7 protein-coding genes and 3 pseudogenes are annotated in these 10,089 nt (G+C 57.5%); 8 read left to right on the top strand and 2 right to left on the bottom strand.

Annotated elements, in window-relative coordinates; translation table 11 throughout:
- The first annotated feature begins 72 nt into the window (after window positions 1-72).
- From rimI to UW3_RS29715, 3 genes are all read left to right on the top strand, one after another.
- Complete coding sequence (gene rimI / locus UW3_RS0117385) at window positions 73-1,182, top strand: ribosomal protein S18-alanine N-acetyltransferase (RefSeq protein ID WP_026001383.1); 1,110 nt, start codon at window positions 73-75, stop codon at window positions 1,180-1,182.
- Between the two features lie 231 nt (window positions 1,183-1,413).
- Complete coding sequence (locus UW3_RS27895; RefSeq protein WP_010223966.1) at window positions 1,414-1,773, top strand: DUF2388 domain-containing protein; 360 nt, start codon at window positions 1,414-1,416, stop codon at window positions 1,771-1,773.
- Between the two features lie 356 nt (window positions 1,774-2,129).
- Window positions 2,130-2,555, top strand: coding sequence for a hypothetical protein (locus UW3_RS29715; RefSeq protein ID WP_148276802.1), 426 nt, complete (start codon window positions 2,130-2,132; stop codon window positions 2,553-2,555).
- A gap of 24 nt (window positions 2,556-2,579) precedes the next feature.
- Here the strand turns inward: UW3_RS29715 and UW3_RS0117400 are convergent.
- Both UW3_RS0117400 and UW3_RS0117405 read right to left on the bottom strand, forming a co-directional pair.
- Window positions 2,580-3,026: pseudogene (locus tag UW3_RS0117400) on the bottom strand (IS5 family transposase); the annotation flags it as partial.
- Window positions 3,027-3,204: 178 nt separating this feature from the next.
- Window positions 3,205-3,861 carry a Bax inhibitor-1 family protein gene (locus tag UW3_RS0117405; protein WP_010223969.1) on the bottom strand — a complete coding sequence of 219 codons (657 nt, stop codon included), beginning with the start codon at window positions 3,859-3,861 and terminating at the stop codon, window positions 3,205-3,207.
- 741 nt (window positions 3,862-4,602) lie between these two features.
- On the opposite strand from UW3_RS0117405, the gene UW3_RS28300 reads away from it, so the two are divergent.
- The 5 genes and pseudogenes from UW3_RS28300 to UW3_RS27195 form a co-directional block, all read left to right on the top strand.
- On the top strand, window positions 4,603-5,643 hold the full coding sequence (locus UW3_RS28300; RefSeq protein ID WP_081492813.1) for a fimbrial protein: 1,041 nt from the start codon (window positions 4,603-4,605) through the stop codon (window positions 5,641-5,643).
- A 307-nt stretch (window positions 5,644-5,950) separates the two neighbouring features.
- Window positions 5,951-6,154 (top strand): annotated as a pseudogene (locus UW3_RS27190) (GNAT family N-acetyltransferase); the annotation flags it as partial.
- 178 nt (window positions 6,155-6,332) lie between these two features.
- A complete protein-coding gene (locus tag UW3_RS0117415; RefSeq protein ID WP_026001384.1) occupies window positions 6,333-6,818 on the top strand; it encodes a hypothetical protein in 486 nt (161 codons plus the stop codon).
- The gene (locus UW3_RS0117420; RefSeq protein ID WP_010223976.1) at window positions 6,811-8,253 is read left to right on the top strand and encodes a TIGR01777 family oxidoreductase; all 1,443 of its coding nucleotides are present in this window, start codon (window positions 6,811-6,813) and stop codon (window positions 8,251-8,253) included. The genes UW3_RS0117415 and UW3_RS0117420 overlap by 8 nt, the downstream gene beginning before the upstream one ends.
- Window positions 8,254-8,262: 9 nt before the next feature.
- Window positions 8,263-10,089 (top strand): annotated as a pseudogene (locus UW3_RS27195) (alpha/beta fold hydrolase); the annotation flags it as partial.

Raw genomic sequence — 10,089 nt, forward strand, 5'->3', positions numbered from 1 at the left:
CAAGTGCTTATCTATTAAGCATGGAAAATTAAAAAAGTCTCGCTCCCTTACGAAAGTTTTACGGTGATCTATATGGAATTTATATTTCGCACCGCCTGCGCCCAAGACCTGCCCTCGTTACTGTCGTTGGAGAACCAGTGTTTCGAGCATGACCGGCTATCGCCTCGAAGCTTTCAATGGATGATCAGCCGTGCACACGCCAGCCTGATCGTCGCTCAGGCCGAGGGGCAGTTGATGGGTTACGCCTTGCTGTTGTTTCATCGTGGAACATCCCTGGCGCGCCTCTACTCCATCGCCATTTCGCCCACCGCTCGCGGTCAAGGGCTGGGTAAGCGGTTGCTGGCTGAAGCGGAGCAAAACGCGCGCAGTTTCGACTGTGCCTACGTGCGTCTTGAGGTCCGTCACGACAACAAGACGGCGATCAGCCTTTATGAAGGCGTAGGCTATCGACGCTTCGCGGTGATCAACGACTACTACCAGGATCATGCTGACGCCCTGCGCTATGAGAAACGCATCATTGAACAGCCTTCCGGCAATGCGCGGCGGGTGCCTTACTATCAGCAGACCACCGACTTTACCTGTGGCCCGGCATGCCTGTTGATGGCCATGGCCGCACTGCAACCCGGGCGGGCGCTGGACAGACGTGAAGAGGTTCAGCTGTGGCGCGAAGCAACCACGGTGTTCATGACCTCGGGGCATGGTGGCTGCAGCCCCCAGGGGCTCGCATTGGCGGCCTGGCGCAGGAATTTTCGGGTGACTTTGCAGGTGAGTGTCGACGGCCCGCTGTTCCTCAATGGCGTACGCAGTGAGAACAAAAAAGCAGTGATCCGCCTGGTGCATGAGGAACTCTGCACAGCGCTTCAGAGTAGCGACGTGGTGCAGGTACAGAGCAAGAAAATCGACATCGCGGGTCTATTGGCGGCGGGCGGTCAGCCGCTGGTGCTGATCAGTTGCTTTCGCATGACCCGCAGCAAAGCACCACACTGGGTGCTGGTGACAGGATGCGACGAAGACTTTGTTTACCTGCATGATCCGGATATCGACCATAGCCGGCATCGCCACGCCCTGGATTGCCAGCACCTCCCGGTAACCCACCAAGAGTTTCAGCGCATGAGTCTTTTCGGCGGTAATAAGTTGCGCGCGGCAGTCGTGCTTTATCCCCGCCCGGCCGGTGGAGTGTGATCGAACAGGCTAGCAGCCGCTTGAATTCCCGAGAAAAGCAGGATCAATTATCCGCGCAATGGCTTGCGCAAATGCCTGCGGATGTTCAAAACTGGGGCAGCTCGCTGGAGGCACAAAGCCACTACACCAGCGACCAGCTCAGTGACTGGCTTCCCCTCCACACTGGATGCCCGGACAGGAAGACAGTAGATTCAATCTCTGAAGGATGCTTCTCACCCATGGAGTGGATTTTTGCGCAAGCTGATTGTTGTATTTATGCTCGGTTTTCCGTGCAGTTTTCCCGTAATCGCTGGTGATGGTGGCGTCAGAGTGTCAGGCATGGGGGCGGTTGTTTCAGCGACTTTTGTTGTGACTTTTTCCCCCTTTACGCTTACTCAAGAGATCGACGAAAGCACCCAGGGTAGTCACAAGGGGGGGGACCAGAAAATTCTTGCCGCTCGCAATGATGCTGCAGCTTTTGTCGCGAGTGATGGGTATATCCGAGGCGCGAGCCTGGAGGCAGCATTCGAGGTGTTGCGTACTCAGAATCAAGTGGGCACAGCCAGCGACATCGAGCTAGCTCAAGCCGTTTTGATTTACGAATTTCGCTAGCATAAAAGCGTTTCGACCACTGGTGACGAGCCCGGCCCCACGCTGGGCTTTTTGCATTTGGCTGCCCGGCCAGGTCCTCGCTACAGTCACCCATTTTAAAGGAGGGATCATAGGCGAGTCTTGATTGGGGCAGTGGCAGTGGCGTTGCAGGCAGGCTGCGCAATGTGCATGAAAAGCTTAAGTTGGCGTGTGCCAGGTCCAAGGCAGGGAGGGAGGCAGAGTAGCGACGTCGCCCCGCAGTACTGGATCATCCATACCTATACTCTCTCTGGGCACGAAGAGGGAAGGACATGCGGAGGCCGTCAAATGAGACTTGGAAGCAACTAAGATCAGCCTCCGTTGTTCTGGGAGGGATCATGCTAGTCGTGCTCATGGTCGTCATCAGCAGGTCCTATGGATATCGTGGGGCCGACATTGAAGTCATGCGAGGAGTGGCGGTCCATCAAACGACTGGTAATCATCCCAAGATCACCCTCCGGGACCTGGACTCGGGACGACTTAAACAGCTCGACTCCAAACTGCTCCGTCCGTCGGACCTGTTTAGAAAAGCCCAAGGCAAAGAGATCGAACTGTCGTTCGTCGGTAGCAGCATTCTGCATTGCAAAGTGGAAGGCGTGGACCTCTGTTCTCCTATGTGCCTCTCAGGCAACGAATGCGAGGAGTGGGCCTCTGCCAAGGAAACCCGTAAAGCTCGACTCTTTGTCTTCATGTGGGTCACCGTCGCTGTGGTTTCCCATGTAATGCTGATGATGAATAGCAGGAGGCACCCGCGATCTCTATGACCGCACGGGCCTTCCATTTGGTCCCTAGGCACTGTACGAAAAGTAATGTCGCAAACACCGCATGGCACAAGCTAACGAGACCATCGCTGCGTAGCTTTTCGCGAGCTTGTCGAAGCGTGTGACGATCCGTCGGTTCTCTTTCAGCCAGCCGAACATGCGCTCGATGATGTTGCGTTGTCGATATTTCGGCCGATCAAACAAGCGAGGCAAGCCGGGCTTGGGTTTGCGTTTCATCGATCGCCGAGGGATTACCGGTTGCATCCGGTAACGGTCACCGTAGCGTCGCAGGGCTTCGGCATCGTAGCCCTTGTCAGCCAAAAGCCAGCGACAGCGTTTGCGAGGGCGACCGCACAAACTGGGGACATAGGCTTCATCGAACAGGGGCTGAGCGTACGAGATGTCACTGGCCTGTCCGCCCGAAAGCAGAAAGCGCAGCGGTACGCCATTGGCGTCGCAAAGCATATGAATCTTGCGCCGGGGCTGTTCAAAGAGATCAGCAACCAGCTCCCAGGCTGCATCGGGGATTTCGTACCGCTGACCATCGTGGCCTCCTGCCTTCGATGGGCGCAAACTCTACCGAATATCAGTGTTCAGGTGCGGCGACAGCGGTTTCAAAGGCTGGGATTTTGTGCCGTAGCAGCTGCGCAACTCACTTCTTGGACATGATCCGCAAGATCCGCAGGAACAGATTGATGATGTCCAGATACAGCGATGCGGCACTGTCGATCGCATTGTCCACGGTACGCTCGATCTGGTTCGCACGTCCCCAGTCCACCCCGATATACCCACAGAAGATCGCTGCAACGATCCAATCCATCGCCGCCAGACGGGTGCCGAACAACCAGGCTTGCCCCAACTCGACGACTATCGCAACCACCAGGGCGATAAACAGCGACGCTTCGATGCGTTTGAAGAAGGCGGGAAACGCGGTACCCAGCAGCATCATGCCCACGGTCAGCAAGGCGGTCGTTTGCACGGCTTTAATAATGTTTTGATGCGAATAGTCCGGGAGGACAATGACAAGCAGCAAGCCTATCGGAACCACGATCAGGTTGTAGCCGAGAAAGCTGTACAGCGGTTTCTCAGACTTGAATATGATGGCGACACCCGTCAGCGTAGTGATCATGTAACCGGCCATGAAGAGCAGCATGGGGATAGCCTGAATAACGTCGGCCGGCACAGTGGTTACCAGGTACCAGTTGACGGCAAAGCCCCACAGCAGCACTGCACCGAGGATGAGATTGTAGGCGTTGGCCGAAATCTGATGGTTGGTTCCGACCCGGTTGAAAGTTTGGTTTTCCAGCATGTCCGTTATGCTCCCTGGATACTGTCTCTGTGAATGCTGCCCGGAATGACGTGCGTTCAATGCCACCTGGCTGAGCCGCTACTGTTACTCGAGATCGATGCCCCACGCAGGAGCCGCCAGCGCAAGCGCGAGTTCGATGGCTCGGAGCGTGGTGATATTACGATGCCAGGTACGCTCTGACAGCAAGCGTGATGGTAACCGTAATCATCTGCAAAATGGACTAAGAAATGGCACTTCGGCTTAGGCCGCAAAATTTCAGCGTTTGAGGGGTGAGGTGACGATTGGGTTTCTGGGGATTTCGTACAGAGCCTAGTAGCTAGATGGTTGCTCGCCAACCAGGAGAGGAATGCCGCCCAAGGCCTAGCGCTTGTGGCAAAAATGAGAATCGTCTGATTTCGAATTCGAGGTGGCGTAGGTAGTTTCACCAATCCATTTTGAATTAGTACGAATTAGCAATGAACTTACACAATTCGGAATTAACGCCAAGCAAGCAAGCAAGCAAGCAGGCAAGCAAGCAAGCAAGCCAGCAAGCAAGCAAGCCAGCAAGCAAGCAAGCAAGCAAGCAAGCAATTATAAGCTAAAAATAAGTATTGCCGCAAGTGTTTTTACTGCACTCTCTGGATGCACTACTGCTTCGCAGCATGATATAAAACAAAACTATTCTAACGAGCACTACTACAACAAATTAAAAGCCGAAAACCCTGATTATCACTGGGAATTTATTGAGAGGTCATACAACCAATGACGCTCAATAAGAATTTTAATTTACAAGAATCTCAAAATTCAAACCATCCCTTTAAAAATGGAAATCCCGTCAGGCTAAACCGCTTATTGCAAGCACTTATATTTCAAAGTATTAGCTTTAATGCGATGGCGGCTTGCAGCCTTGTCACAGGGCACAGCGAAGCCACCCTAACGGTAAGCGTACCCTCAACTTTGCCTTTCCCGCGAGACACTCCAGACAACACTGTCCTTTATGAGTCAGGGAGTGCCAACGCTACAGGGCCGTCGTTCACGTGCACTACGGATACAAGGTGGGGTGTAAAAAACAAACTAGGCACAGACTCCCCCACGAGCAAAACCTTTCCGATCGGTGACACGGGCATCTCATGGCAGTGGATATATAATGGCACTCCAGTATCCGGCGACGGAGGAGCGTCAGTACTTAATGGCGGCGAAACCTATGGATTCGCTAATACGACACATGCGCTTCGCCTGCTGAAAACAGGAACAGTCAAAAACAACACTACGATTTCTGCAGGAGAAATCGGAAGTTTAAAAGCAGGCTCAATTTATCCAATCAGCTTGAAAATCAGCAACGAGTTGAAATTCATAGCTCAATCCTGTGAAACTCCAGACGTTAAAGTCGAAATGGGGCAATACGATCTTGGTATTTTCTCCGAAATCGGTGATACCTCAAAAGCAACGTCCTTCAACATCCTGCTTAACAACTGTCCAAGCGGGATAAAAAAGGTCATGTACACCTTAGCGCCGAATCCAACCACCCCAGCCTGGAATGCCGCCCTGGGAATCATAGAGCTCAACAAGAGCTCTACTGCACAAGGTATTGCATTACAAATACTGGACAGCAATCAAACTCCTCTAGAACTTAACAAAGATTACGTATTCAGCGACTACACCTCTACAGGCGGGAGTTTCCGGATACCACTGAGCGTACGATATTATCGAACACTTCCAGCAAGCAGCGGAGGCAAGAATGATTTAGGGGTAAGACCTGGAACGGCCAACAGCGAGGTGTCATTCGTTATGAGCTATCTATGAACCCTCGGTCACCAGACGTGCAGGATGCTGCAGGACCTCCAAGCGATCGTAGCTGGTATTCGGTAACAGCCTGGTACTGCGACTCAGCCTCCAGCCCCAGGCGCTCGACTTTCTTTGCTGACTGACCGGCACCCTGAGCAGCGTGGTAACGTCGCTGCGCATCGATGGCCTATTGTATCAGCGGCTCGCCCGCCTCGATAACTCCGGCCAGGGTCTTCTTCACATTCTGCCGCTCCGGTCATTTGGTCAAAGCAGTATAGGCCAGCGGCGATTCGAGCTTCGCTACTCACCGCTCAGGGAGAGCGACATGTCTGTAGAGATCCAGCGTTCGGAAAATGCAACTGAAGCAGACCGGTTAGGCATTTTGACTCCATTACTGGCCCATAATCTGGCCAACGGTGGGGACGACGCCCATGAAACATTGGCCCTGTTGCTACGGGCCCCTGACAGTAACGAAGATATAGGCGGCCTGTACGGCAAGGTCTCATATCAATGGCTGCTCATTGATCTTGGCCCGATAGCGGCTTCATAGCAGACCACAATCGGCCAATTTCAGCCAAATGCTGACCGGCAGCTTTGGGTTGTGGATTCAACCGGTCGCTGCAGGATCAGCGATGGGCTGAACATCCTCGGTTGACCTGCAACCTCCGGTACACTGCTCACCGTCAAGGAAATCGACAGGACACGGAATGCCATCTTCACACTCTTCATCCCTAACCAGTCGGCGCCGCTTCTGGGTGCGCTGGCTCCAGGCTACCGCCCTGGCGCATTTGCTGGTAGGTGTCGGGCTGACGTGGGCTGGCCACAGCCTGCTGCTGAACGACTATCAACTGAGTATCGAGCAGGCCTTCTGGGGCCAGGCTGCACCCGCACCCGCACGCAACCAACAGGTCTGGTGGCTGGCCCTGTTCGGCGCCACCCTGCAAAGCTACTCGCTGTACATGCTCGGCCTCATCCACCTGGGTGATCGCCTTCGCAGCCACCAGGCCTGGGCCTGGCTGATTGCCGGCATTGTGCTTTGGGCACCTCAGGATGCCCTGATTTCGCTACAGGTGGGTATCTGGTCGCATCTGGTTGTCGACGGTGTGGCCCTCCTGGTCCTGATTCCACCACTGCTCTGGCTTTATCGCCATGACCGCTCTGTTTCCACTGTAAAAGGACTTGAACGTGGCTGAACTGCCTACACTGCACTGGGCCATTATCTTGCTGCTGTTCCAAGGGTTTCTTGGGGCGCTCGACACTCTCTACCATCATGAACTGACCGTGGCCCTGCCCCAGCGCCATAGTGCACGCCTGGAGTTGGCGATCCACGCAGTACGCTCGTGCTTCTACGGGGTCCTGTTCCTGGGCATTGCGCACGTTGCCTTTCAGGGGGGATGGGCCATTGTCGTTGCGGTGCTGTTTACCCTGGAAATCGGCTTAACCTTATGGGATTTCGTGGTCGAGGACCGTAGCCGCAAGCTACCGGCGATCGAGCGCATCATGCATACGGTACTGGCAATCAACGCCGGTGCCTTTTTCGCCCTGTATGGCATGCAGTTACTGGAGTGGTCGCACCTGCCCAGCGGCTTGGTGGCAATCGATCTCGGCTGGCAAGGCTGGGTACTGACGCTGTTTGCCGTTGGCGTCACGGCTTCGGGTGTCCGCGATGGCCTGGCGGCGCTGCGCATGCAACGCAAGGGCCTACCGCCCAACCTCTTTGCAGGGGCAGCCTACAAGCAGGTGCTGGTCACCGGCGGCACCGGTTTCATTGGCGAAGCGCTGGTCAACCAACTGCTTGATGCCGGTCACACCGTCACCGTGCTGGCCCGAGATCCGCTGCGCGCAGCCTACCTGTTCGATGGCCGGGCCCGGTGCGTGCGCGAACTGGGCAAGCTCGGCCATGGCGAACGATTCGATGTAGTGATCAACCTGGCCGGCGCGCCGGTCGCCGGGCCGCGCTGGTCACCGCGGCGCCAGGCCCAATTGCTCGCCAGCCGGGTCGCCACCACCGAGGCGCTGCTGGGCTGGATGAGACATGCCACCCACAAGCCGGCGCTATGGATCCAGGCCTCAGCCATCGGCTACTACGGCGTGCGCGATGGCAGTGAACAGCTGGACGAAAACGCCAGCAAGGGTGAAGGCTTCATGGCCAAGCTCTGCGCCCACTGGGAGGCCGCGGCCAGGCCCGCCACCGAACTGGGGGTACGCCAGGTTGTACTGCGCCTGGGTGTGGTGTTCGGCCCCGGTGGAGCACTACCTGCGCTGCTGATGCCGTTGCGCCTGGGCTTTGGCGGGCGCATGGGCGATGGTCGGCAGATCATGAGCTGGGTGCACCGCGACGATGTGCTGCAGGTGATGGCACGGGCCATGGACGACACCTCGATGAACGGCACATACAACCTGGTCGCCCCCGAGCCCGTCAGCCAAGCCGAATTCGTCGCGGCCGCCGGTACGCTGCTCAAGCGTCCGGTATGGCTACATGTTCCGGCAGCGCCGGTACGCCTGATCGCCGGCGAGATGGCCGAGCTGTTCTTCGACGGCCAGCGCGTGCAGCCGACCCGGCTGCAACAAGCCGGCCACCGCTTCCAGTACCCAACCCTGGACAGCGCGCTGCGCGACCTGGCCTGAGGAGCATCAATGAACAAGCCCTTGATGTACCTGTTGGCTGGCAATGGCAGTGCCGCCGACTGGTGGGACGATGCGCTCGCGCATTTTCGCCATTACCGGGTACAGGCCCTGGAGCTGCCTGGTTTTGGTGATAACCCACAGCCGCCCTGCACTGACCTGTCAGGCTATGCTCAGGCACTGCTGGAGATGACAGAGCCTGGCCAGGAAATCATGGCCGTGGGGGTGAATGCGCTTATCGTGCTGCATGCTTTGCAGCGCCGCCCGGGGCACTTTGCCCGCAGCGTGCTGCTGGCGCCGGTCGGGGCGTTTCTCTGGCGGCGTCGTCTGCCGGCCCTCATGTCGCCCCTGCCGCTGCGCAAGACCATCCACTGGCTGCTCGGCCACAAGCCACAATGGTTCGCCCGCAAGTTTTCCCAACACCGCTGGAGCGCTGCGCAATACCGCCGTATGGGCGCCGGCTATACCCGATGCAGGGCCTTCATGCCCTATTGGGACCAACTGCGCGCCGACACAGCCCTGACGCTGCTGGAGTGGATCACCGACCCCATCGAGCTGGTCTGGGGCGATCAGGACCAGATGCTCGGCATTGCCCAGGCAGCAGCCTGGTCGGCAATCCTGGCCCGCGCCGACCTGCGCATCAGCCTGCAACCAGGCTGGGGGCACTATCCCTGGATCGACGCACCCAGCGCATTCGCGACCTGGTTGGAATCAGGGGCGCAAGGCTTCGTCGCCCACACCAAGGGCGGTCGCTTGCGCCTGGCCGAGCTTGCCGGACAACCAGTCCCCCAGGCGTTGACCATTGAGCATGAGAGCGACCCCCGCCTGGCGCAGTTGCTCGCCGGCACTGCGCACATGACTTGGGCCGTACGCTCCTCCAGCTATGGCGAAGACCAGGCCGATGCGGCCAATGCCGGCCTGAGCACCACGTACCTGCGGGTAACGGCTAGCGACGTTGCAGCCCGGGTAAAGCAACTGCGCGTTGCGGGTGTCGAAGAGGTCGTGGTGCAGCGCTTCATTACTCCCAAGCTCTCGGGTATCGCTTTTGTTCGCCATCTTGCGGTGGAACTGGAGTGGGTCGAGGGGCATCTGGAATCGCTCGCCGATGGCCAGGCCACGCCAGAGCGGGCAACCCTTTCGCGCCTGGGTTCAGCGTGGGAAAGTGGGCAGTTTCGGAACCTGCACGGGCTCGACGCAACCGCGCTATGGGGCTTCCTGCAAGGGGTGCTCAAGGTGTTCCATTATGTGCCCGGCGATGTCGAATGGGCCTGGGACGGCCAACAGCTCTGGCTGCTGCAGTATCGACCGATCAGCGAGCATGGCTGGCGACGCCACCTGACCGCGGCGAACATTGCCGAGATCCTGCCGCCACAGCCCAGCTGCTTTGTCGAATATGCCCAGCGCCGCGCAGCCGCAAGTATCCCGGCGATCATGGCACGTTGGGACTGCCGCATTCTGGAAGACAACGAACCCTTTACCGCTGTATTCGCTGGCGCCTCCTACATCAACAACGACTTGTTCCTGGCCCGCTTGGCAGACTGGGGCGTATCGGCCGCAAGCTATGCAGGCGAAGTAGGCGGCGCCACCCCGGTTCTGCCTTGGCGACCGCTGCGCCTGCTGCGCTCGCTGCCGCTGTTCTGGCGCATGCAGCGCATAGCCCGAGGGCACCTGCATACCCTGGAGTCGGGGCTGCGCCGCTTTGATGATGAACTGACGCAGCTCAAGGCCGACGGCGCCAATGGCCAGCAATTGGCAGATTGGTTCAGCCGCTTCTATGTCTTCGTCGTGCAGGGCAACCTGTGCATCGCCACCGCACTGGCCAGTAGTGGCGGGGCCCCC

This window comes from Pseudomonas donghuensis, assembly GCF_000259195.1.
Taxonomy (GTDB): Bacteria; Pseudomonadota; Gammaproteobacteria; order Pseudomonadales; family Pseudomonadaceae; genus Aquipseudomonas; species Aquipseudomonas donghuensis.

What these genes read in the sequence shown, in the direction of transcription:
- rimI (WP_026001383.1), top strand. Translation starts at nt 73, where the DNA reads ATGGAATTTATATTTCGCACCGCCTGCGCCCAAGACCTGCCCTCGTTA.
- UW3_RS29715 (WP_148276802.1), top strand. Translation starts at nt 2,130, where the DNA reads ATGCTAGTCGTGCTCATGGTCGTCATCAGCAGGTCCTATGGATATCGT.
- UW3_RS0117405 (WP_010223969.1), bottom strand. Translation starts at nt 3,861, where the DNA reads ATGCTGGAAAACCAAACTTTCAACCGGGTCGGAACCAACCATCAGATT.
- UW3_RS28300 (WP_081492813.1), top strand. Translation starts at nt 4,603, where the DNA reads ATGACGCTCAATAAGAATTTTAATTTACAAGAATCTCAAAATTCAAAC.
- UW3_RS0117415 (WP_026001384.1), top strand. Translation starts at nt 6,333, where the DNA reads ATGCCATCTTCACACTCTTCATCCCTAACCAGTCGGCGCCGCTTCTGG.